The organism is Streptomyces sp. NPDC043996, from assembly GCF_056435225.1.
In genome coordinates this window covers 308,444-331,599 of record NZ_JBWKEY010000008.1, presented here as the reverse complement: position 1 = coordinate 331,599, position 23,156 = coordinate 308,444, and the positions used below count along the sequence as shown (strand labels likewise).

Sequence of the window (23,156 nt, the reverse complement as noted above, 5' to 3'; positions counted from 1 at the left end):
CCGTTACCAAACGGAGGGATCGGGCCGGTTCTTCGGTGTTTTTCCGGGTGCGTACGGCATGTGCCAACGGCAGCCTCCGAGGCAGTGACCGAGAACGGACGGCCAATTTCCGGTTTACTCGCTCCCTTGGCTGACGATCAGTAGCCTCACCCTCGAACACCGGCCCGCCGCAGCCCGACGCCTAAGCCTTGGAGTGTTGATGGAGCGTTCCGCCTGGGCCACGCCCGGCATCGACATCGCGATGCCGAGCGTGGCCCGGATCAACGACCGCTACCTGGGGGGCTCGCACAACTTCGAGGCGGACCGGGAAGCGGCCCGCCGGGCCATGGAGTTCCTGCCGGGGCTGCCGAAGATCGCGCAGGCGAATCGTGCCTTCATGCGCCGAGCTGTGCGTTTCGCCGTCGGCGAGGGCGTCACGCAGTTCCTCGACATCGGCTGCGGCATCCCCTCCTTCGGCGCGACGCACGAGGTGGCCCTGGCCGCGGACCCGACGGCGCGCGTCGTGTACGCCGATCACGACCCGGTCGCCGTCGCGCACGCCCGGGCGGCCGTCGCCCACTGCGCGCGGGCCGACGCCGTCTTCGCCGACATTCGCAAACCCCGCGACATTCTGGGCAGTTCCGAGGTCAGGGGCCTGCTGGACATCGAAAGGCCCGTGGCCCTTTTGCTGGTGGCCATACTCCACTTCGTCGAGGACGCGTACGATCCCTACGCGGTGGTCTCCGAGCTGCGGGACGCGACGGCGTCCGGCAGCCTGCTCGCCGTGACCCACGCCTCGTACGAAGGGACACCGGTTCCGCAGGAGCAGGCCGACAGCGGTGTCGGCGTGTACAAGGACATCCGCAATCCATTGATCATGCGATCGCGTGCTGAGATCGCGCGGTTCTTCGAGGGATACGACATGGTGGAACCCGGCCTCGTGCCGATGCCGCACTGGCGGGCCGACACGGAGCTCGCGGACGAGGACCCCTGGTCCTTCTCCGGTTTCGCCGGCGTGGGACGCAAGCGTTGAGCGCGGAGCCGGACGGGCCGGAGGACAGATTGCGCAGGTTCGCCACCATTTGGAGCCGCGCGCTCTTCCCGGTGACCGCGACCTCGCTGACCCGCCCCGAGTTCGAGGCCGAACTCCAGCCCCTCGCGCGGCGGTTGCGCGACGCGCTCCAGGAGCGCCCCTTCCGCGCCGCCGACGGCGAGGCGGTGGGAGCGGCCCTCGTCGCCGCGCACTGCACCGAACCCGAGGCGCTCAGCCGCACCCTCGACGTCGTCGACGCCTACCTCGTCCTGTACTGCGGCACGCCCGGGGAGCCCGAGGAGCCGCGGGCCCGCTGCGCCCGCCTCCAGCACGCCGTCGCCGCGGGCTTCGCGCGGGCCCTGCGGGAGCGGACGCTGGCCGAGCAGGAGGCCATATCCCGGGCCGCCCTGGAGGCGCGCGGCACCGTCGCCGAGGCCCTGCACGCGAGCGAGGCCCGCTTCCGCGCGGTGTTCCACGGCGCCGCGGTCGGCATCGGGATCGCCGACCTGAAGGGCACCGTCCTGGAGGTCAACGACGCCCTCGTGCGCATGTTCGGCGGCCTGGAGCACCAGCTGCGCGGCCGCAACGTGGGCCAGTGGACCCACCCCGACGACTCCCCGCACGTGTGGAAGCTCTACGAGGAGCTGGTGCGCGGCGACCGCGAGCACTACCGCGTGGAGAAGGCCTTCTACCGCCCCGACGGCACGGTCCTGTGGACCAATCTGACGGTGTCCCTGCTGCGGGACGCCGACGGCGTGCCCCAGTACCAGCTGGCCCTCGTCGAGGACACCACCGAGCGCCGCCTGCTCAACCTGCGCCTGCGCTACGAGGCGACCCACGACGCGCTCACCGGACTGCCCAACCGGACGCTGTTCTTCGAACGCCTGGAGAAGGCGCTCTCGGCGGGCGAGGGCGCCCGGTTCGGTCTGTGCTACCTGGACCTGGACGGCTTCAAGGCCATCAACGACAGCCTCGGGCACGCGGCGGGCGACCGGCTCCTCGTCGAGGTCGCCGACCGCCTCCAGGCGTGCGCGACCGCGCCCGGCGAGATGGTCGCGCGCCTCGGCGGGGACGAGTTCGTGGCCCTGACCACCGGGCCCGACACCGCCCGGGAGGTCGACGAGCTGGCCGGGCGCATCATGAACGCGCTCGCCACCCCCATCGGCGTCGACGGCCGCGAGCTGACCGTGCGCGGCTCCATCGGCATCGTCGAGGGCCCGGCCGCCGAGCGCGGCCCCGCCGAGGTGCTGCGCAGCGCCGACATCACGATGTACCGCGCCAAGCACGCGGGCGGCAACCGCTACGAGCTGGCCGACCCCGAGGCCGACGCCCGCGCGATCACCCGGCACGGCCTGACCACGGCGCTGCCCGTGGCCCTGGAGCGCGGTGAGTTCTTCATCGAGTACCAGCCGCTCGTGCACCTCGGTGACGGCAGCGTGCGCGGCGCGGAGGCGCTGGTGCGGTGGCTGCACCCGCAGCACGGCGTGATCGGTCCGGACCGCTTCATTCCGCTCGCCGAGCACACCGGTCTGATCGTGCCGCTCGGCCGCTGGGTCCTTGAGGAGTCGGTCCGCCAGGCCCGCACCTGGGAGGCCCGGCACGAGAACGCCGGGCCGCTGCGGGTGAACGTGAACCTCTCGCCGTGCCAGCTCACCCACCCCGGCCTGGTCGCCGACACGGTGGAGATCCTGGAGAACGCGGGGCTCGCGCCCGGCGCGCTGTGCCTGGAGGTCACCGAGTCCGCGCTGATCGGCGCCGACGACGACCTGCTCAAGCCGCTGCGGCACCTCGCCGAGATGGGCGTGGACATCGCGCTCGACGACTTCGGCACGGGGTACTCGAACCTGGCGAACCTGCGGCGGCTGCCGGTCAGCGTCCTGAAGCTGGACCGCGCCTTCACCCAGGGCATGCAGGACTACCCCGTCGACCCGGTCGACCTGAAGATCGTCGAAGGCATCGTGGCGCTCGCGCACAGCCTGGACCTGGCGGTCACCGTGGAGGGCGTGGAGACCGGGGCGCAGGCCGACCAGCTGCGGGAGCTCGGGTGCGATACGGCTCAGGGGTGGTATTACGCGCGGCCTGGGCCGCCGGATCGGTTGCATGAGCTGGCGCTCGCCGACGCGCGTCGCTAGGGGCTGGCCCTTTGCGGTGTCTTCGGCCTTGCGGCCTCGTCCTCAGGCGCCGGACCGGCTTGGATTGTTGCCGCTTCGCGGCTCGTCCTCAAACGCCGGACGGGCTTGATCTTCGCGCTGCGCGCTCGTCCTCAGGCGCCGGACGGGCTTGATTGTCGCGCTGCGCGCTTGTCCTCAAGCGCCGGACGGGCTTGAAGGGGCTTGTGGGCTATCGGGCTGGGGCTGATGTCGCTGAGGGGGAGGGGCTGGGGGTTTCCACGGGGGCCGTTACGTTGTTGGCCCAGGTGGTGGCCAGGACCGTGGCGATCGCGGCTACCGCTGCCACCAGGACCGCGCTCAGGGGTGTCGCCAGGGAGGACAGGCGGCGGAAGTTGCGGATGTGGCCCCACAGGAGGTCGGCCCTGCGGACCAGGCGCATCTCCCAGTACAGGGCGAGGCCGAGGGCCAGGACCGTGCTCTGGGCCAGGAGCAGGAACAGCGACAGGGCGGTGGGGCCCTGCGGCACGCGCAGCCGGGGCACCAGGAGCAGCAGCTGCACCGCCGACATCACCGCCCACAGCCAACCCGCCTTCGCCACCGGCGTGTTGCCGCGCAGCCAGGGATACAGATAGCCGTACGTGAAACCGTGCGCGAGCCAGACGCAGGTCGGCGCGCCCGCGACGGTCACCGCGTCCGGCACCCCGCTGTAGCCCTCAGCCTGCCACGCGGTCCACACCGTCCACGGCAGCGTCAGGAGCGCGGTGGCCGCGGCCGCGGCGACGCCGTTCGCCCAGGCGGTGCGGCCCGCGGAGCCGCCGAGGGCGACGCCCTTGAGCCGGGCCGTCTCGTGGGCGGCGTCCGCCGCGGTCGGCTGGCGCAGGCTGTGCCACTTCTCCTCCCAGCTGTTGGCGGGCAGCGAGGTGTCGGCGAGGGTGCCCCGGGACGACGTCAGGAAGCGGTGGCGGCCCTCGGCGAACAGCAGGGCCCGCGCCAGGGAGTTGAGCAGCCGGGCGTGGGCGGCCCCGGACAGCGCGTGCAGCCGCTCGGCGCGGTCCGCGCGCGTGGCGGGCAGCAGCAGCTGGGCCCCCGCCCAGGCGGTGAGCAGCGCGGCGGCGGTGGTCCAGTACGGCAGCCAGCTGTGCGGGGCGCCGATGACGGTCGACGCCGCGGCGAGCACGAGCAGCGTGAGGCAGTCGCGGCGGGCCCCCGGTGCCCAGCGGCCCCGCTCCCGGCCGGTGTCGTACAGATGGGCGAGGAGCATGACGACGGCCGCGCACCACATCACCTGTACCGCGGAGGCGAGGGTGCGGACGCCGTAGATGAGGGTGTCGCCCGGCCACTGGCCCGCGAGTTGCGCGAGCAGATCGCTCACCGGGGCGCGGTCGGTGGAGGTGAGGATCGTCCACCAGGGGATCAGGACGGGCAGGAGCAGGGCCGCGAGGGCGACGCTCCCCTTGGCGCCGGGCCGGGCCGCGGGCGGCAGGAGCGGGACCACGACGAGCAGCAGCGCGGTGACCCAGGGCACGAGCAGGACGAAGAGCAGCGGCCACGAGGCGCCCAGGCTCTGCCCCGTGACCAGCCGCCGGCCGGTGAACGGCGTGTCGAACTCCTGCTCCCAGGGCAGCACTTGCAGCACCACGCCGGCCGCCACGGCGGTCCAGACGAGCAGCGTGAGCGGCCACCGCCAGGTCCTGGCGGCGGCCGGGGCGAGCCACAGCGCGGCGTACCCGGCGCAGGCCGCGAGCGTGGCGGCGGCGAGCAGGGTGAGCACGGCCCGGTTCCACGCGGAGCCGCCCGTGAGCCAGGCGAGCAGCACGAGGGCGACGACGGGCCAGGCGAGCAGGCCGAGTTCGGCGGGCGACGCGCGGCGCCCGGCGCGGCGGCGCACGACGACCACGGCGAGCACCGGAAGCACGAACAGGACGGTGGCGAGCAGCGCCCCTTGGGTGCGGGACTCCATGGGCAGCGGCTCGGTGTCCAGGCCGTCCAGGGCGTAGGCGAGGGAGCCCCACAGCCAGGAGAGCACCTTCCAGTTCTTCGTGTACGAGTCGAGCAGCAGGGCGGCCACGGCGGCCGCGAGGCCCACGGCGGCGAGCGGCACGAAGGGCCCCGCCCGGGTGGTGGCGGGCGATGTGGGCGCGGTGCGGAAGCCCGCCAGGGTGCCGCAGGCGACGACGGCCAGGGCGGCGAGCGAGAGGAGGGCCTCGGGGCTGCTGCCCGGCGGGTCCTTGGCGGCGGGAGCGGCCGTGGCGGGCCGGTCCGTCTGCCGGGAGGTGAGCAGGCGGGCGGTGACCACGGCGGCCTCGCCCTTGTCGGTGAGGGCGAACCGGACCGTACGGGCCGTCTGCCGGGCCGGTTTGCCGGTGACCAGCAGGCCCCAGCCGCGCGGCACCTCCATGCTCCACGTCCAGCGGCCGGGCAGCAGCGGACGGGGGACCGGCCGCTTCACCTCGTCGGTGAAGGAGGAGCCGATGGAGTACGTGAGGGGAGTGCCGGCCGTCAGGTCCCGCACCGTCACGCGGTGCTCGGCGGTGACCGTCACCTGGCCGGACGCGGAGGGCTGGCTGACCGTGCACCAGTCGGGGTAGCCGGGGCGCTCCTTGCCGCGGTGCACCGCGACGGAGGTGGCGTAGCCGCCCGGCAGCTGGCTGGAGACCTCGGCGAACTGGTCGGGGCTGGCCCTGAGGGACGTCACGAGGGGGTCGTCCGCGCGCAGCCGCAGCCGGTAGCGGGCCACGGCCCGCCAGTCGCGCGCGGCGGCGCGCTCCAGGTGGACCGCGATCTCGCCGCGGCTGCCCCGGCCGGGGCGCTGTGCCAGGGAGCCCACCGGGATCCGGCCGGACTGCGCCTTCTTCGGGTCGCTCCACCACACCTGCTGGCCCGCCGCCCGGTCCACCTCGGCCTTGCGCTCCTCGATGATGCCGCGCGCGGTGTCCCCCCACCCGTCCGACGCCCACACCGCGCACCCCACGGCCAGCGTGCACAGCACCACGACGGCGGCCGCGCGGCCCGCCGCCACGGCTCTGCGCCGCACGCCCCGCGCAGCCCCCATCCGCGCCCCCTCCCCGACCGGAGAGCCAGGGTAGAGCCGGGCACGCGGCTGACGGGAGGCTTCGGCTGGCGTGAAATCCGCTACGCCGACGCCGCCGCACCGGCGCATGGAGGCGAGCCGGGGGCGCGCGTCACCGCGCCACACGCGTCCTTGGGGGCACCACGCGCCTCCGGCGCCCGGCGTATCCGCCACCACGAGCACCGGCACCACGAGCACCGGCACCACGCGCACCCGGCGCCGCGGCCCGACCGTCGGCTACCGCGCGAGCAGCATCCCCTGCAGCTCCCGTGCCGCGCGCGGCGGCGCCACGTCGCTGCGGTGCGCGAGCGCGATGGTCCGGCGCAGCCGGGGCCGGGCCAGTGGCGTCATCCGCAGGCCGATGCCCGCGCGTTCGGCGATCATGCGGGGGACGACGGCGACGCCGAGGCCCGCGCGCACGAAGCCGAGCACCGCGTCCATCTCGCCGCCCTCGACGGCGAACTCGGGCTCGAAGCCCTCGGCGCGGCAGGCCGCGACCGTGAGCTCCCGCAGGTCGTAGCCGTGCCGGAACATCACGAGCCGCTCGCCCTGGAGGTCGGCCACGCGGGCCGTCGCCCCCAGGCGGGGCGCGTGGGGCGACGAGACCACGACCAGGTCCTCGGTGAGCAGCTCCACCGTGGTCAGGGCGGGCGAAGGACTCGGCAGCGGAAGCACCACGAGCGCCAGGTCAAGGGCGCCGCGCGCGAGGTGGCGGACGAGGTCGTGGCTGCCGCCCTCCTCGATCAGGAGCTGGATGCCGGGGTGCCGGTCGTGGAAGTCCCGCAGGACCTGCGGAAGCAGTCCGGTGCAGACGCTCGGGGTCGCGCCGAGCCGCACCCGGCCCCGGCGCAGCTGCGCCAGCTCCTGCACCTCGATGCGGGCGGTGTCGGCGTCGGCGAGGATGCGGCGGGCCAGCGGAAGCAGCGCCTCGCCCGCGTCGGTGAGCGCGATGTTGCCGCGGGCCCGGCTGAACAGCTCGGCGCCCAGCTCCTTCTCCAGGGCGCGCACCTGCTGCGACAGGGACGGCTGCGAGACGTGCACCCGCTCGGCGGCCCGGGTGAAGTGGCGGGTCTCGGCGACGGCGACGAAGTAGAGCAACTGCTGGAACTGCATACCCGCACGATAGACCATCGATAGCCAGGGCCTATGGACATCAGCAAATCCATCTCTTGGACTGATCGGGACCTTCGGCCGTAGCGTGCGGGGCATGGCTCTGGCAACGCGGACGGACAAACGGCCGTCACTTCCCCGCACGGTGTGGGACTCCACCGTCGGCAAGAAGACCGTGATGGCGGTGAGCGGCCTGATCATGCTGCTCTACCTGGTCGCCCACATGGTCGGAAACCTCAAGATCTTCTTCGGCCCCGGCGACTTCAACCACTACGCGCACTGGCTGCGCACCCTCGGCGAGCCCGTGATGCGCTGGGAGTGGACCCTGTGGGTCGTCCGCGTGGGGCTCGTCGCCGCGGTCGTCGCGCACGCCGTCTCCGCGTACCAGCTGAGCAAGCGCGACATCAAGGCGCGCCCCACCGCGTACGTGCACAAGAAGCCGCGTGCCAGCTACGCCACCCGCACCATGCGCTGGGGCGGCGTCATCCTCGCCCTGTTCATCGTCTGGCACATCCTCGACCTGACGACGGGCACCGTGCACCCGGGCGAGTACGAGCACCTGCACCCGTACCAGAACGTCATCGACACCTTCTCCACCTGGTACGGCAACGTCATCTACATCGTCGCCGTGGTCGCCGTCGGCCTGCATGTGCGGCACGGGTTCTGGAGCGCCGCCCAGACCCTCGGCGTGGGCAGCGCGCGGCGCGACCGCGTCCTGAAGACCCTCGCGAACGGCCTCGCGCTGCTGCTGACGGTGGGCTTCGTCTCCGTACCCGTCGGCGTCATGACCGGAGTGGTGAGCTGACATGTTGAATTCCTACGCCGACTACGTCACCGGGGCGCCCCTCGCCGACACCACGGCGCCCGCTGGCCCGATCAACGAGCGCTGGGACACCCGCCGCTTCGAGGCCAAGCTGGTCAACCCCGCCAACCGCCGCAAGCACACCGTGATCGTGGTGGGCACCGGACTCGCGGGCGGCTCGGCGGGCGCCACGCTCGCCGAGCAGGGCTACCACGTCGTGCAGTTCTGCTTCTCGGACTCGCCGCGCCGCGCCCACTCGATCGCCGCCCAGGGCGGCATCAACGCCGCCAAGAACTACCGCAACGACGGCGACTCCGTGCACCGCCTGTTCTACGACACCGTCAAGGGCGGCGACTTCCGGGCCCGTGAGTCCAATGTGCACCGGCTCGCGCAGATCTCCGTGGAGATCATCGACCAGTGCGTCGCCCAGGGCGTGCCCTTCGCCCGCGAGTACGGCGGTCTGCTCGACACCCGCTCCTTCGGCGGCGTGCAGGTGTCGCGCACCTTCTACGCCCGCGGCCAGACGGGCCAGCAGCTGCTGCTCGGCGCGTACCAGGCGCTCAGCCGCCAGATCGCGGCCGGGAACGTGGAGATGCACGCCCGCACCGAGATGCTCGACCTGATCGTCGTCGACGGCCGCGCCCGCGGCATCGTCGCCCGCGACCTGGTCACCGGCAAGATCGACACCTACTTCGCGGACGCCGTCGTCCTCGCCTCCGGCGGCTACGGCAACGTCTTCTACCTGTCGACCAACGCCATGAACTCCAACGCCACCGCCGTGTGGCGGGCCCACCGGCGCGGCGCCCACTTCGCCAACCCGTGCTTCACCCAGATCCATCCCACGTGCATCCCGCGCACCGGCGACCACCAGTCGAAGCTGACGCTGATGAGCGAGTCGCTGCGCAACGACGGCCGCATCTGGGTGCCGAAGGCGCACGGCGACACGCGCCCGGCGAACGAGATCCCCGAGGACGAGCGCGACTACTACCTGGAGCGGATCTACCCCTCCTTCGGCAACCTCGTCCCGCGCGACATCGCCTCGCGCGCCGCCAAGAACGTCTGCGACGAGGGCCGCGGCGTCGGCCCCGGCGGCCAGGGCGTCTACCTGGACTTCGCCGACGCCATCCGGCGCATGGGCCGGGCCAAGGTCGAGGAGAAGTACGGCAACCTCTTCGACATGTACGAGCGGATCACCGCGGAGAACCCCTACGAGGTGCCGATGCGGATCTACCCCGCCGTGCACTACACGATGGGCGGCCTGTGGGTCGACTACGACCTCCAGACCACCGTGCCAGGCCTGTTCGCCATCGGCGAGGCCAACTTCTCCGACCACGGCGCGAACCGGCTCGGCGCCTCCGCCCTGATGCAGGGCCTCGCCGACGGCTACTTCGTCCTGCCGTCCACCATCAACGACTACCTCGCGCGCAACCCGCGCCAGGGTGAGGTCACCGACCAGCACCCCGCGGTGCGCGAGGTGGTCACCGAGACCGAGGAGCGGCTCGCGCGGCTGCTCGCCGTCCGGGGCGACCGCACCCCCGACTCCTTCCACCGCGAACTCGGCGAGCTGATGTGGGAGTTCTGCGGCATGGCCCGCACGGACGCGGGGCTCCGCAAGGCCCTGGAGCGCATCCCGCAAATCCGTGAGGAGTTCTGGCGGCGCATCACGGTGCCCGGCACCGGCGAGGAGTTCAACCAGTCCCTGGAGAAGGCCAACCGCATCGTCGACTACCTGGAGCTCGCCGAGCTGATGTGCCTCGACGCCCTGCACCGCGCCGAGTCCTGCGGCGGCCACTTCCGCGAGGAGTCCCAGACCCCCGACGGGGAGGCCGCACGCCACGACGAGGAGTTCGCCTACGCGGCCGCCTGGGAGTTCACCGGCACCGGCACCGCCCCCGTCCTGCACAAGGAAGACCTCGTCTTCGAGTACGTCCACCCCACTCAGCGGAGCTACGCATGAAGCTCACCCTGCGCGTCTGGCGCCAGAAGAGCGGCGACGCCCAAGGCGCCATGTCCACCTACGAGGTCGACTCCATCTCGCCCGACATGTCCTTCCTGGAGATGCTGGACACCCTCAACGAGGAGCTCATCGTCAAGGGCGAGGAGCCCGTCGCCTTCGACCACGACTGCCGCGAGGGCATCTGCGGCGCCTGCTCGCTCGTCATCAACGGCGACGCGCACGGCCCCGAGCGCACCACCACCTGCCAGCTGCACATGCGGTCCTTCGCGGACGGCGACACCATCGACGTCGAGCCGTGGCGGGCGGCCGCCTTCCCGGTCATCAAGGACCTGGTCGTCGACCGCTCCGCCTTCGACCGCGTCATCCAGGCGGGCGGCTACATCAGCGCCCCCACCGGGTCCGCCCCCGAGGCCCACGCGACACCCGTGCCGAAGCCGGACGCGGACTCCGCCTTCGAGCACGCCGAGTGCATCGGCTGCGGCGCCTGCGTCGCGGCCTGCCCCAACGGCTCGGCGATGCTGTTCACCTCGGCCAAGGTCAACCATCTGAACGTCCTTCCGCAGGGCGCGCCCGAGCGCGAGACCCGGGTCCTGGACATGGTCGCGCAGATGGACGCGGAGGGCTTCGGCGGCTGCACCCTCACCGGCGAGTGCGCCACCGCCTGCCCCAAGGGCATCCCGCTGCCGTCGATCGCGGCGATGAACAAGGAGTGGCTGCGCGCCACGCGCAAGGCGCGGCGCTGAGCGGGCGCTAGCGCCGGGGCCGCAGATCCGCCCCGTACACCGTCTCGTAGTCCGGCACCACGATCCGGGAGCCGGGGCTGACCGCGCGGGCCTGGGCGAGGAAGTCGTCCAGGCCCGCGCCGTCCTTGCGGGGCGGCTGGCTCAGCGGCCGCTCGAAGTCGTCCCAGTGCACCGGCACGAGCACCCCGGGGTGACCGAGGGTCTCGAGCAGGCGCGGCACGTAGCGGTACGTCGACTTGCTCGACGCCACCGCGACCATCGCGATGTCAGGCCGCAGCCCGGCGAAGGAGCGCTCGTCGAAGTCGCTCGCCCCCATGAAGAGCGCCGACGGCGCGCCGTCCGGCGTCACCTTGAAGGCCAGCGTGTCGCCCTCGGGCAGGTCGGAGATCGTGCGGGGTGCGGACGCGGGCGGGGCGTTGAGCGTGCCCGGCGCGAAGTAGGAGTACGAGCCGCCCCGGCTGTGCCGGGAGCTCGCCACCTCGATGACGTACCCGTCGAAGTCGAGCACCTCGCCGCCCTTCACCACCGAGAGCTGCCCCGCGTCCACGCCGAAGGAGCGCAGCACGTGGTACGTCGACTCGGTGCCGATGACCCGGGCTCCCGTCGAACGGGCCAGGTAGGGCACGTCGCTCAGGTGGTCCCAGTGCGTGTGCGTGACGCAGATGACCTCGGGCGTGCCCGCGTGCCGCCGCACAAGCGCCTTGTCGGTCCGCAGCCGGGTGCCGGGGTCGAAGGCGCCGGAGAACAGGCCGGTGTCGAAGCGGGTCAGATACGGGTCGACGAGCACGGTCGCCGGTTTCGGCTCCCGCCGCAGGTCGATCCGCCAGCCCGCGGTGCCGAGCCAGCGGTACGAGACGGAGTCGGAGGACCGGCGGCGCGCGGGTGCCGCCGGTCCGGGCTCGTCCGCCGCCGCGGCGGCCGGGAGCAGGGGGACGGCCGCGCCGACGGCGGCACCGCGCAGCACGGTGCGGCGGGCGGGGCTTTGATGGCGTACGTCGGAGTTCATGGCGGCAGCAGATCAGGCGCCCCGGTCCGACGTCCAAGATCAAACGTCGGCGCGAGCCATATGCGATCGGCTATAACCCCAGGTCAGGACGGGTTCTCCGGAGCGCCAGCGGCCCCGGAACGCAGGCTGTCGACGGCGATCCTGGCGGCGGTGCCGATCGCGGCGTCCACCCGGGTGAGGTCGGCGACCATCGCGCGGCTCCGCGCGAACACCGCCACCGCGTACGCGTCGCCCTCCGGCCAGCGCACCACACCCGCCTCGATGTGCAGCCCCGGCAGCGTCCCGGTCTTCGCCGCGATCCGTACGCCGTCGGGGAACCCGGAAGTGAGCCGGTGCCGGAACACCTGGCGCCCCATCAGCTCCCGTACCCACGCGCAGGCCTCGGGCGGCCCCGCCGCGTCCCGCCAGATCAGGTCGAGCAGGCGGGTGACCTCGCGCGGCGTGCTGGCGTTCGCGCGCCGCGGGTCCAGGACGCCGAGGCGCCGCTTCCGGTCGTCGGGCAGCGCGCGGTAGAGCGCCGCGAACTCGGCCTCGGTGCGGGCCCCGACGTCGGTGAGCATCGAGGCGAGCGCCTCCCGCGGCCCGCCCACGATCCGGGTCCGCGCCAGGCCGAGCTCGCGGGCGAGCAGCCCCACCGTGTCGAGCCCCACCCGGGAAAGCAGCACGTCGGCGGCGGAGTTGTCGCTCACCGTCAGCGCGAAGTACGCGAGGTCGCGCAGCGAGATCTCCACGTCGTCCAGGCACCCGGCGGTGCCCCAGCCACCGAGCCGGTGCGCGTCCGTCACCAGGACCCGCTCGCGCGGATCGAGCTGCCCCGCGGCGGCCTGGCGGGCGAACTCCAGGACGAGGAGCACCTTGAAGACGGAGGAGATGGCGACGGGCGCGTCGGCGGCGACACAGACCTCGGGGGAGTCGGCCGCCGGGGCGGCTCCTCCAGGTGTGCCGACGCGCAGCGCGTGCAGCGCGCCCTCCGCGCCCGCCCGGGCGAAGACCTCCCGTATGCGCTCCTCGACGCTCTGTTCCTCGCCGGTTCGTTCTCCGGCGTCCCGTTCTCCGGCGTCCCGTTCCTCGACCCGCATCCCGCCCCTCACTTCCTCTCGCCTACGCTCGTCACGTGGATCTCTTGCGGCACCTGCGTATCTTCGTCGTCACCGCGGAGGAACTGCACTTCAGCCGCGCCGCCGAACTGCTCGGCATGGCCCAGCCGCCGCTCAGCCAGGCGGTGCGGCGCCTGGAGAAGGAGCTCGGCGCCGAACTCTTCGACCGCGGGGCACGGCAGGTCCGGCTCACCTCGGCGGGAGCGGTCCTGTACGACGAGGCCCGGGAACTCCTCGTCCGCGAGGAGCGGCTCAGGTCCCTGGTGCGCAGGGCCGTCGACGGCGACGTCGGCACCCTGCGCGCCGGTGTGCCCGAGGACACCGCCGCGCCCGTCCTGCACGCGCTGCTCGCCGCCTGCGCCGAGGAGGCGCCCGGGCTGCGCGTCGACCTCCAGGAGGTGTCCACGCAGGAACAGCTCCGGCTCCTGGCCTCCGGCGGCCTCGACGTCGGCCTGCTCCATCTGCCGGTCGACGCCACTGGCCTTGTCCTCGGCCCCGAAGTCGCCGTCGACCTGGGCGTGGTGCTGCCCCGCACGTCCCCGCTGGCCCGGCTGCCGGAGGTCGCCCTCGCGGACCTGTCCGGGCACGACCTGGTGCTGTGCCCGCGGGACGCCGCACCGGGCTGGTACGACACCACGCTCGACGTCTGCCGCGGGGGCGGCTTCGTGCCCGGCCGCGTCCGGCACGCCCGGAACCCCGAGTTCCTGCTCGGCTTCGTGGCGGCCGGTCAGGGAGTGGCCTTCGAACGGGGCACCGCCGCGCGCAAGGAGCCCCGGGTCGTCTGGCGACCGCTCGCCGGGCGGCCCCTGGCGCAGCGGATCGCCGGGGCGTGGCCTGTGCAGGGGGCTCACGCCGGGGCGGGGCGCTTCGCGGGGCTCGCGGCGCGGGTGCTGTCCAGCGACGGCACGGCGGCTTCGCGCCCCCCGTCCGCCCCGGGCCCGGCCCCGCGCCCCTGGACGGTGGTCTACGACCCGTCGTGAGTTCTCTCCCCCCGCCCGCCCGCCCCTCATCGCGCTTCGCGCTCGTCCTCAATCGCCGGACGGGCTCAATGTTCCTCACGTGCGGGCGGGAGGCCGCCTGCGGGCCGTTGGGTCGGGGGATGCCTGTGTCGCTTTCTCGCTCCCCGTCCGCTTGCCCGTCTTCGCGCTTCGCGCTTGTCCTCAATCGCCGGACGGGCTCAATACTCCCCAACTCCCCACCCGCAGACAGAAGACCACCCGCGAGCCGCTAGGTCGGGGGACGCCCGTGTCGCTGGGCAGGCACGGGTGGGTGGGTGGGAGGAGATCCCGCCGCGATAGCGGCGGGGGCGGGCGGACGACGGCGGGCAGCCGCTACACGGAGGGAGGCAGGGCCGCCGCCAGGTAGGGGGCCGTGCGGCTGCCGGGGGCGCGGGCCACGTCCGCCACGGGGCCCGCGGCCACCACGCGGCCGCCGCCGACGCCGCCCCCGGGCCCCAGGTCCACCACCCAGTCCGCCCCGGCCACCACGGCCATGTCGTGCTCGGCCACCACCACGGAGTGCCCCGCGTCGACGAGCTCGTGCAGCCGCCCCACGAGGAGCTCCACGTCGGCGGGGTGAAGGCCGGTCGTGGGCTCGTCCAGGAGGTAGAGGGTGTGCCCGCGCCGCACCCGCTGCAGCTCACCGGCGAGCTTGATGCGCTGCGCCTCGCCGCCGGAGAGCTCCGTGGCGGGCTGGCCGAGGCGCAGATAGCCGAGGCCGACGTCGATGAGGGTGCCCAGGCTGCGCTGGACGGCGGGAACGTCGGCGAAGAAGGCGGCGGCGGCCTCGACGGTGAGGTCGAGGACCTCGGCGATGCTGCGGCCGTGATGGGTGACCTGGAGGGTCTCCGGGTTGTAGCGGGCGCCCCCGCAGTCGGGGCAGGGGGCGTACGTACTGGGCAGGAACAGCAGCTCCACGCTCACGAAGCCCTCGCCCTGGCAGGTCTCGCACCGGCCGCCCGCCACGTTGAAGGAGAACCGCCCGACGCCGTACCCGCGCTCGCGCGCCTCGTCGGTGGCCGCGAAGACCTTGCGCACGACGTCGAAGAGGCCGGTGTAGGTGGCCAGGTTGGAGCGCGGGGTGCGGCCGATGGGCTTCTGGTCGACGCGGACCAGGCGGCCGACGCCCTCGACGTCCTCGGTGAGCTCGCCGAGCAGCGTGGACTTGCCGGACCCGGAGACGCCGGTCACCGCCGTGAACGCGCCGAGGGGGAACTCCACCGTCACGTCCCGCAGGTTGTGCCGGGTCACCGGGCCCACCTTCAGCCAGCCGCGCGGCGCACGGACCTCCCGTACCGGCGCCGGGGCGCGGCCGAAGAGATAGCGGGCGGTCGCGGACTCGGCGACGTGCGCCAGGTCCGCGACGGGCCCGCTGTGCAGGATCTCGCCGCCGTGCTCGCCCGCGCGCGGGCCCACGTCCACCAGCCAGTCCGCGTGCCGCATCACGTCCAGGTGGTGCTCCACGACGAACACCGAGTTGCCCGCCGCCTTGAGCCGGTCCAGGACCGCGAGGAGGGACTCGGTGTCCGCCGGGTGCAGCCCGGCCGACGGCTCGTCGAGGACGTACACGACGCCGAAGAGCCCCGAGCGCAGCTGCGTGGCGAGGCGGAGGCGCTGGAGTTCGCCGGGGGACAGCGTCGGCGTCGCGCGGTCGGGGGAGAGGTAGCCGAGGCCCAGCTCGGTGATGGTGTCGATGCGGGACAGGAGGTCGGCGGTGAGGACGCGGGCCGTCTCCGAGCCACCCGTCTCCCGCAGGCACGCGGCGAGGCCGCTCAGCGGCAGCGCGGAGAGCTCCGCGATCGTGCGGCCCGCGAACGTCACCGCGAGCGCCTCGGGGCGCAGCCTGCTGCCGCCGCACGCCGGGCACGGCTCGCTCGCCAGGAAGCGCTCGGCCTTGGCGCGCAGGGTGGGGCTCTTGGAGTCGGAGAACGTCTTCATGACGTAGCGCCGGGCGCTCATGTACGTGCCCTGGTAGGGGCGTTGGATGCGGCCCGCCTCGCGCACGGGGTGGACCGTCACCACCGGCTGCTCGTCGGTGAACAGGATCCAGTCGCGCTCGCCTTGCGGCAGCTCCCGCCAGGGGCGGTCCACGTCGTGGCCGAGGGTGTCGAGGACGTCGCGGAGGTTCTTGCCCTGCCAGGCGCCGGGCCAGGCCGCGATGGCGCCCTCGCGGATCGACAGGGACGGGTCGGGGACCAGGAGCTCCTCCGTGGTGCGGTGCACCCGGCCGAGGCCGTGGCACGCGGGGCACGCCCCGGCGGCCGTGTTCGGCGAGAACGCGTCGGAATCGAGGCGCTCGGCGCCCGCCGGGTAAGCACCGGCGCGCGAGAACAGCATCCGCAGTGAGTTGGACAGCGTGGTGACGGTGCCCACCGAGGAGCGGGAGGTGGGCGCGGCCCTGCGCTGCTGGAGCGAGACGGCGGGCGGCAGGCCCGTGATCTCGCCGACCTGGGGCGCCCCGACCTGGTGGATGAGACGGCGCGCGTACGGCGCGACCGACTCGAAGTAGCGCCGCTGGGCCTCCGCGTAGATCGTCCCGAACGCCAGCGAGGACTTCCCCGACCCGGAGACGCCCGTGAACACGGCGAGCACGTCGCGCGGGACGTCCACGTCGACCCCGCGCAGATTGTGCTCGCGGGCGCCCCGGACGCGGACGAACGGATCGTGGGCGTGGCCGTCGGCGCGGTCCTGCGCGGGGTCGTGGGCGCGGGGGCTTGGCATGGGGCGGGCTCCGAACGCGGCGATGGGGCAAACCCCACGATTCTAGGCCGGAGCCCCGCCCGCACCTCGGGCGGTCACGCGCGGGCGGCTCCCGGGGCCCCGGCGAGGCCCGCCACGCGCGCCAGGCGCCGGTAGGAGTCGAGCAGGCCGGTGCGGTCGTAGGTGCTCGTGGTCACCAGGACCTCCTGGGCCTCGCTGTCCTTGAGCAGCGCCTCCAAGGCGTCGGCGACCTGCTCCTCGGTGCCGTGGACATGGCCCCGCAGCCCGGACTCGTACAGCTCGCGCTCCTTGGCGGTCATGCCGCCCGCCGCCGCGAGCGCCTCGACGCGCTCGGCGGGCGGCAGCGGGGGGAACGTGCCGTGCGTGCGGGAGTACGCGAGCGACCAGGCCTCCGGTACGAGCAGACGGCGGGCGGCCGCCTCGGTGTCGGCGACGGCGACCGAGCCCGAGACGATCACATAGGGCTCCGGCGCCCACGGTGAGGGCGTGAAGGCCGCGCGGTAGCCGTCGATCGCGCGGAGCATCTTGTCGCGGCCCCGCAGATCGCCGATGACCAGCGGCAGGCCCGCGGCCGCGGCGATGGCGGCGCCCTCGCCGGTGGCCAGGACATACGCCGGGACCCGTGTGCCGTCGGCGGGGTAGGCGCGCACGCCGGTGTCCGACGCCCCGCGGAACCAGTCGAGCAACTCGGTGAGCTGGGCCGCGAAGTCCTCGGCGGCGTGCTTGTCGCGGCCGAGCGCCTTGCGGACGCCGTCGGTGAACCCGACCGAGCGGCCGAGCCCCATGTCGATCCGGCCGGGGAACAGCGCCTCAAGGACCCCGAACTGCTCGGCGACCACCAGCGGCTGATGGTTCGGCAGCATCACGCCGCCGGTGCCGACGCGGATCGTGGAGGTGGCCGCGGCGACGGCCGCCGCGAGCACCGTCGGCGCGGAACCGGCGACTCCGGGCACGCCGTGGTGCTCGGACACCCACAGGCGGTGGTAGCCGAGTGCCTCCAGGTCCTGGGCGAAGGCGACGGTGTCGCGCAGCGCCTCGGGGCCCTCGTGTCCCTCGCGGACGCGCGAGCGGTCGAGGACGGAGAACCGCGCCGCGCGCACCCGCGGGCCCGGTGTCCATCGGGCGTCATGTTCCTGTTCGTCCCGCACGGCCGCTCCTGACGGGGGGAAACGGCCAACGCGCGGCCGGTTCCAGGCTGGTCTCCTGGACGATTTCCATGATCCGCCAGGTCCGCGGGGCAGGCAAAGTGATTCCGCTCTCCGCCCGGTGGGGGCGGGCCCGGAGAGGGGCTGCACGTTCTTCCCCCACTTCGTGCCCGAAAGGCCCCTGGGAGCCGGGGAAACGAGGCGGGGGTAGGGATAACCCCCCATCATTCAGGGGGTGGACCCGGTCGCTGCCGGAGCGGGCGCCTTCTAGTGTCGTAAGTCCTGACGGACCACACATCCCAGACGCGGAGGCAGCTCGTGGCACGATCCAGGCACAGGATTCGGATGCTCGTCTTAGCCAGCGGCGGTCTCGCCCTGCTGTCCACCACCGTCGTCGCCGGGTGCGGAGGCTCGGTCGACGAGGACGGACCACAGAAGCGCGCGTTCCCCTTGGACGGCGAACGGCTCACCATCTCCCGGGGCGAAGGCGACCTCGACGTCCGCCCCGCCGACGTCGACGAGGTGGAGGTGAAGCGCTGGTTCTCCGGCTGGTCCGCCCTCGGAGACGAGCCCAAGGCCTCGTGGAAGCTCAGCGGGGACAAGCTCAGCCTGCACACGGAGTGCGGATTCGCCATCGGCAACTGCTCCGTGCGGTACGAGGTGCGGGTGCCGAAGAACGTGCGCCTGACCGTCGAGGGCGACAACGGCAAGACCACCGCCGCCGGGTTCGACAAGCCCCTGCGGATCAGCTCGGACAACGGCGCGGTCGACGTCTCCGACTCCTCCGGCGGCCTCACCCTGAGCAGCGACAGCGGGGAGCTGCGGGCCACCGGCATCACCTCGCACCAGGTCGACGCCGACTCCGACAACGGCACGGTGCACCTCTCCTTCGCCTCCGCCCCCGACGAGGTCGGCGTGACGACGGAGAACGGCGGCGTGACGGTCGAGGTGCCCGACGGCAGGTACAAGGTCACGACCAAGACGGACAACGGGGACGTGAAGACCGATGTGCCCACGGACGCGAACAGCGGCCGCGCCATCTCGGCCCGTACCGACAACGGCTCGATCACGTTGCGCACCGCGCACTAGGCCGCGCGACCTGTCCTCACGACAACGCGACCTGTCCTCACGGCAAGCCGAGGAACGACCAACCAAGGAACCGACGATGCACTCTCCGTCCCAGCGTGACCCGGCGCCGAATCACGGTACTTCGGGTATCGAATACTCGAAGTACTCACCACCGGACGCCGACGCCCCCTCCGACGCCCCCTCCGACGCCCGCGCCGACGCTTCCGCCGACGCCACCGCCGACTTCTCCAGCGACGCCTCCGAGCGCCCCGAGCGCTCCGAGGGGCCGATCCCGCGGGTGCCGCGCGACGAGGTGCGGCGCCGGGTCCTGGCCGCCGCCGCGAAGTCGTTCGCCGAACGCGGCTACGACGACAGCAGGCTGGAGGACATCGCCAACGCCGCCGGTTTCACCAAGGGCGCCGTCTACTCCAACTTCGCGGGCAAGGCCGAGCTGTTCGGCGCGATCCTCGGCGCGGGCGCCGACACCGAGTTCAACCTCCTGATGGCGGAGATCGGCGACGCCGACGACCCCAAGGACGCCGTCGGCGCCGCCGCCCGCACGGTCGCCTGGCGGATCGTCAACGACGCGGAACGCGGCCAGCTCGGCCTGGAGTTCGCCGCCCGCGCCGCCCGCGACGAGCGGACGCGCGAGATCCTCACCCCGCTGCGCCGCGCCCAGCGCGCGGCGGCCAGCCGGTCCATCGCCGACGTGGCCGCACGCACCGGGACCGCCCCCGCGGTCAGCCCCGACCTGGCCGCGCTGATCCTGCACTGCCTGTGCAACGGCCTGTCCAACGAGCGCATCGCCGACCCCGAGGCGATCGACGCCGAGACTGTGGAGCAAGCCCTGTCCGCCGCCCTCACCCTGCTGCTCGGCCCCCGCGCCACCGATGACTTAAGGACCCAGTGATGGCCACCTTGCTGCACTCCCTCGGCCGTGCGGCCTTCCGCCACCGCGGCCGCTTCCTCCTCGGCTGGCTGCTCCTGATCGCCCTCGTCGGCGGCGGCATGGCGACGTACGGCTCGCACCTCGACAGCGAGGCGACGATTCCCGGCTCCCAGTCCCAGCAGGGCATCGACGTCCTGGAGAAGTCGCTGCCGTCGTCCACCGGCGTCACGGCGCAACTCGTCTTCGCCGCACCCGAGGGCAAGAAGGTCGACGACCCCGCCTACCGCGCCGTCATCAAGAAGACCGTCGCGGCCGCGGGGAAGGCCCCGCAGGTCGAGAAGGCGGTCGACCCCTTCGTCGCGAGCAATGTCTCCGCCGACAAGCGGACCGCCCTCGCCCAGGTCCTCTATCCGATCAAACGCGACGCGCTGAACGACTCCAGCGTCACGGCGCTTGAGGACATCGCCTTCGAGGCGCGCGAGAGCGGCCTGGAGGTCGAGGTCGGCGGCACGATCTACAGCTCGGCGGGCCTGGAGGTCGGCATCGGCGAGGTGATCGGCCTCGCGGTCGCCGTCGTCGTGCTCGTCGTCACCTTCGGCTCGCTGCTCGCGGCCGGACTCACCCTGCTGACCGCGCTGATCGGCCTCGTCGTCGGGCTGCTCGGTCTTTTCCTGGTGTCCAACATCGCCACGGTGTCGTCCACCGCGCCGAGCCTCGCCCTGATGGTCGGCCTCGCCGTGGGCATCGACTACGCCCTGCTCATCCTGTCCCGGCACCGCACCCAACTGGCCTCGGGGATGGACCCCGAGGAGTCCGCGGCCCGGGCCACCGCCACGGCGGGCAGCGCCGTCGTCTTCGCGGGCCTGACCGTGATCATCGCGCTCTGCGGTCTGACCGTCGTCGGCATCCCGTTCCTGAGCGTCATGGGCCTGGCCGCAGCGGGCACCGTCCTGCTCGCGGTGCTCGTCGCCATCACCCTGCTGCCCGCGCTGCTCGGCCTCGCCGGAGCCAGGCTGCGGCCCAAGCCGGGCTCCCGCGCCGAGCGGCGCGAGCGCGGCATGGCCGGCACCGGCCGCGGGTACGGCGGCGAGCGCTGGGCCCGCTGGGTCACCCGGCGCCCCCTCCTCACCGTGATCGCGGTCGTCATCGGCCTCGGCGTGATGGCGGTCCCGGCCGCCCAGCTGTCCCTGGCCATGCCCGACAACGGCACCGCGGCGCCGGAGACGACGCAGCGCAAGGCCTACGACCTGATCTCGGACGCCTTCGGCCCCGGCCGCAACGGACGGCTGCTCGTCCTCGTCCGCACGGACGACACCGACCCGAAGACCGCCGCCACCGAGGTCGCCGCCGGGATCGAACGGCTGCGCCTGCCCGACGTCGTGTCCATCAGCCCCCCGCAGGTCGGCACGGACGGCCGAGCCGCCATCGTGACCGTCGTCCCCAAGGCAGGACCCCGCGACGAGGCGACGGTCGGCCTCGTCCGCGACATCCGCGCCGTCACCCCCGGTCTCGCCGCCAAGGCGGACGCGGACGTGTTCGTCACCGGCTCGACGGCGGCGGCGATCGACGTCTCCGACCGGCTCCGCGACTCGCTCCTGCCGTTCGTGGCGACCGTGGTCGGCCTCGCCCTGCTCCTGCTGCTCCTCGTCTTCCGCTCCCTCATCGTTCCGCTCAAGGCCGCCTTCGGGTTCCTGCTCTCCGTCGGAGCGGCATTCGGCGCGATCGTCGCCGTTTTCCAATGGGGCTGGCTCGCCGACCAGTTCGGAGTTCCGACCACCGGTCCCGTATTCAGCTTCATGCCGATCGTCCTGATCGCGGTCCTGTTCGGCCTCGCCATGGACTACGAGGTCTTCCTGGTGTCGCGCATGCGCGAGGAATTCGTGCACACCGGCAAACACCAGGAATCGGTGATCGCCGGTTCGCGGTACGCGTCCCGGGTCGTCACCGCCGCCGCGCTGATCATGTTCTCGGTGTTCGCCAGCTTCGTGACCGCCGAGGACCTCACCCTGAAGCCGATCGCGCTCGGCCTCGCCGTGGGCATCGTCGTCGACGCCTTCCTGACCAGGATGACGCTGGTCCCGGCGCTGCTCGCACTGGTGGGGGCGCGGGCCTGGTGGCTGCCGAGGTGGCTCGACCGGCTGCTCCCCGACCTCGACGTCGAGGGCGCCAAACTGGACCCGCCGCAGCGGCACGACGAACGCGAACTCGTGGAATCGGTACGCTGAACACGGCGGCACCAGGGTCCACCATTCCCCGTCCTGAAGGGAATGGTGGACCCCGATCGCAAAATGCGGCCTTCGATTTCGGTTGTGTAGGTTTCCCAGGGTCTCTTGTGAGCATGATGTGGTGCCGGTAGGAATTCCTCACGTGTGAATTCCACAGGCGCGACCCATGAACGGGGAAGAGTGTGTCCACCACCGCGCGTTCCATTTACGAAGTCCTCGACGACCGGTTCCTTATCCCGGCGAACGGGGACAAGAGGCTGGAGCTGCTCTTCGACGGCTCCCGCTGGACCGAGGGGCCGATCTATCTGCCCGCCTGGCGGCAGGTCATCTTCAGTGACATCCCGAACGACCGCCTGATGCGCTGGGACGAGGCCACCGGCGCCGTCGGCGTCTTCCGCGCCTCCGCCGGGTACGGCAACGGCAACACCCTCGACCGCGAGGGCCGGTTGATCACCTGCGAGCAGGGCAGGCGCCGCATCACCCGTACGGAGCACGACGGTTCGATCACCGTCATCGCCGACCGCTTCGAGGGCGACCGCTTCAACGGGCCGAACGACCTCGTCGCCAAGTCCGACGGAACGCTCTGGTTCACGGACCCGATCTTCGGTCTCATCAGTGACTACGAGGGCGAGCGCGGCCCGAGCGAGATCGGCGCGAGCAACGTCTACCGGGTCGACCCCGACACCGGTGACGTCCGGGTCGTGGCCGAGGGCTTCGGCACCCCCAACGGCCTCGCCTTCTCGCCGGACGAGGAGCGGCTCTTCGTCTCCGACACCCTGCTCGGCCAGATCCGCGCCTTCGACGTGTGCGACGACGGACGGCTCTCCGACGGCAAGGTCTTCACCGAAGAGCCGCTGTCCGAGGCCCAGTTCGACGGCCTCAAGTTCGACGACGAGGGGCGCCTGTGGGTGGCCGCGGGCCGCGACGGGCTGCGCTGCTACGACCCCGACAGCACACTGATCGGCCGCATCCTCTTCCCCACCCCGGTCTCCAACTTCTCCTTCGGCGGCCCGCGCAACAACCGGCTCTTCGTGTCCTCGGCCTCCAGCCTGTACTCGCTGATCGTGGCGGTCACCGGAGCGCCCCGCTTCGGCGGGCCCGGCTTCCGGGCGGCGGGGGCCGCGGGGGCGGCGGACAACGCGACGGCGGTCGCCAAGATCCGCTGGCAGATGCACGCGGAGGCGGCCGAAGCCCGTCAGTGA

Annotated in this window: 16 protein-coding genes; 10 read left to right on the top strand and 6 right to left on the bottom strand. The window is 72.9% G+C overall.

Annotated features, from left to right (window positions below; translation table 11 throughout):
- The first annotated feature begins 199 nt into the window (after window positions 1-199).
- Window positions 200-1,012, top strand: coding sequence for an SAM-dependent methyltransferase (locus AC07A4_RS22680; protein ID WP_478601476.1), 813 nt, complete (start codon window positions 200-202; stop codon window positions 1,010-1,012).
- The gene (locus tag AC07A4_RS22675) at window positions 1,009-3,144 is read left to right on the top strand and encodes a putative bifunctional diguanylate cyclase/phosphodiesterase (protein WP_478601474.1); all 2,136 of its coding nucleotides are present in this window, start codon (window positions 1,009-1,011) and stop codon (window positions 3,142-3,144) included. Before AC07A4_RS22680 ends, AC07A4_RS22675 begins: the two co-directional genes overlap by 4 nt.
- A gap of 208 nt (window positions 3,145-3,352) precedes the next feature.
- Here AC07A4_RS22675 and AC07A4_RS22670 read toward each other — a convergent pair whose 3' ends face one another.
- Together AC07A4_RS22670 and AC07A4_RS22665 are read right to left on the bottom strand one after the other, a co-directional pair.
- Window positions 3,353-6,175, bottom strand: coding sequence for a hypothetical protein (locus AC07A4_RS22670; RefSeq protein ID WP_478601472.1), 2,823 nt, complete (start codon window positions 6,173-6,175; stop codon window positions 3,353-3,355).
- A 255-nt stretch (window positions 6,176-6,430) separates the two neighbouring features.
- Entirely contained in the window at window positions 6,431-7,306 is an 876-nt protein-coding gene (locus AC07A4_RS22665; RefSeq protein WP_478601470.1) for a LysR family transcriptional regulator, read from the bottom strand.
- A gap of 94 nt (window positions 7,307-7,400) precedes the next feature.
- Here AC07A4_RS22665 and AC07A4_RS22660 point away from each other — a divergent pair, with 94 nt between their 5' ends.
- The 3 genes from AC07A4_RS22660 to AC07A4_RS22650 are packed head-to-tail and all read left to right on the top strand — an operon-like array spanning window position 7,401 to window position 10,805.
- Window positions 7,401-8,108, top strand: a complete 708-nt coding sequence (locus AC07A4_RS22660; RefSeq protein ID WP_478601468.1) for a succinate dehydrogenase — start codon at window positions 7,401-7,403, stop codon at window positions 8,106-8,108.
- A 4-nt stretch (window positions 8,109-8,112) separates the two neighbouring features.
- A complete protein-coding gene (locus AC07A4_RS22655; protein ID WP_478601703.1) occupies window positions 8,113-10,062 on the top strand; it encodes a fumarate reductase/succinate dehydrogenase flavoprotein subunit in 1,950 nt (649 codons plus the stop codon).
- A complete protein-coding gene (locus tag AC07A4_RS22650) occupies window positions 10,059-10,805 on the top strand; it encodes a succinate dehydrogenase/fumarate reductase iron-sulfur subunit (protein ID WP_478601466.1) in 747 nt (248 codons plus the stop codon). The genes AC07A4_RS22655 and AC07A4_RS22650 overlap by 4 nt, the downstream gene beginning before the upstream one ends.
- A 7-nt stretch (window positions 10,806-10,812) precedes the next feature.
- On the opposite strand, the gene AC07A4_RS22645 is transcribed toward AC07A4_RS22650, so the two are convergent.
- Complete coding sequence (locus AC07A4_RS22645) at window positions 10,813-11,811, bottom strand: MBL fold metallo-hydrolase (RefSeq protein ID WP_478601464.1); 999 nt, start codon at window positions 11,809-11,811, stop codon at window positions 10,813-10,815.
- Window positions 11,812-11,894: 83 nt separating this feature from the next.
- Complete coding sequence (locus AC07A4_RS22640; RefSeq protein WP_478601463.1) at window positions 11,895-12,890, bottom strand: serine hydrolase; 996 nt, start codon at window positions 12,888-12,890, stop codon at window positions 11,895-11,897.
- A 35-nt stretch (window positions 12,891-12,925) separates the two neighbouring features.
- Between AC07A4_RS22640 and AC07A4_RS22635 the strand changes: the two genes are divergently transcribed.
- Window positions 12,926-13,888, top strand: coding sequence for a LysR family transcriptional regulator (locus AC07A4_RS22635; protein WP_478601461.1), 963 nt, complete (start codon window positions 12,926-12,928; stop codon window positions 13,886-13,888).
- Window positions 13,889-14,239: 351 nt separating this feature from the next.
- On the opposite strand, the gene AC07A4_RS22630 is transcribed toward AC07A4_RS22635, so the two are convergent.
- Both AC07A4_RS22630 and AC07A4_RS22625 read right to left on the bottom strand, forming a co-directional pair.
- Window positions 14,240-16,627 (bottom strand): ATP-binding cassette domain-containing protein, encoded by a 2,388-nt coding sequence (locus tag AC07A4_RS22630; RefSeq protein WP_478601460.1) that lies wholly within the window; start codon window positions 16,625-16,627, stop codon window positions 14,240-14,242.
- 74 nt (window positions 16,628-16,701) lie between these two features.
- On the bottom strand, window positions 16,702-17,775 hold the full coding sequence (locus tag AC07A4_RS22625) for an MsnO8 family LLM class oxidoreductase (RefSeq protein WP_478601458.1): 1,074 nt from the start codon (window positions 17,773-17,775) through the stop codon (window positions 16,702-16,704).
- 342 nt (window positions 17,776-18,117) lie between these two features.
- Here AC07A4_RS22625 and AC07A4_RS22620 point away from each other — a divergent pair, with 342 nt between their 5' ends.
- The 4 genes from AC07A4_RS22620 (at window position 18,118) to AC07A4_RS22605 (ending at window position 23,156) form a co-directional block, all read left to right on the top strand.
- Window positions 18,118-18,861 carry a DUF4097 family beta strand repeat-containing protein gene (locus AC07A4_RS22620; RefSeq protein ID WP_478601456.1) on the top strand — a complete coding sequence of 248 codons (744 nt, stop codon included), beginning with the start codon at window positions 18,118-18,120 and terminating at the stop codon, window positions 18,859-18,861.
- Window positions 18,862-18,937: 76 nt separating this feature from the next.
- Complete coding sequence (locus AC07A4_RS22615; RefSeq protein WP_478601454.1) at window positions 18,938-19,750, top strand: TetR/AcrR family transcriptional regulator; 813 nt, start codon at window positions 18,938-18,940, stop codon at window positions 19,748-19,750.
- Complete coding sequence (locus AC07A4_RS22610) at window positions 19,750-21,954, top strand: MMPL family transporter (RefSeq protein ID WP_478601452.1); 2,205 nt, start codon at window positions 19,750-19,752, stop codon at window positions 21,952-21,954. The genes AC07A4_RS22615 and AC07A4_RS22610 overlap by 1 nt, the downstream gene beginning before the upstream one ends.
- 182 nt (window positions 21,955-22,136) lie before the next feature.
- Window positions 22,137-23,156, top strand: coding sequence for an SMP-30/gluconolactonase/LRE family protein (locus tag AC07A4_RS22605; RefSeq protein WP_478601450.1), 1,020 nt, complete (start codon window positions 22,137-22,139; stop codon window positions 23,154-23,156).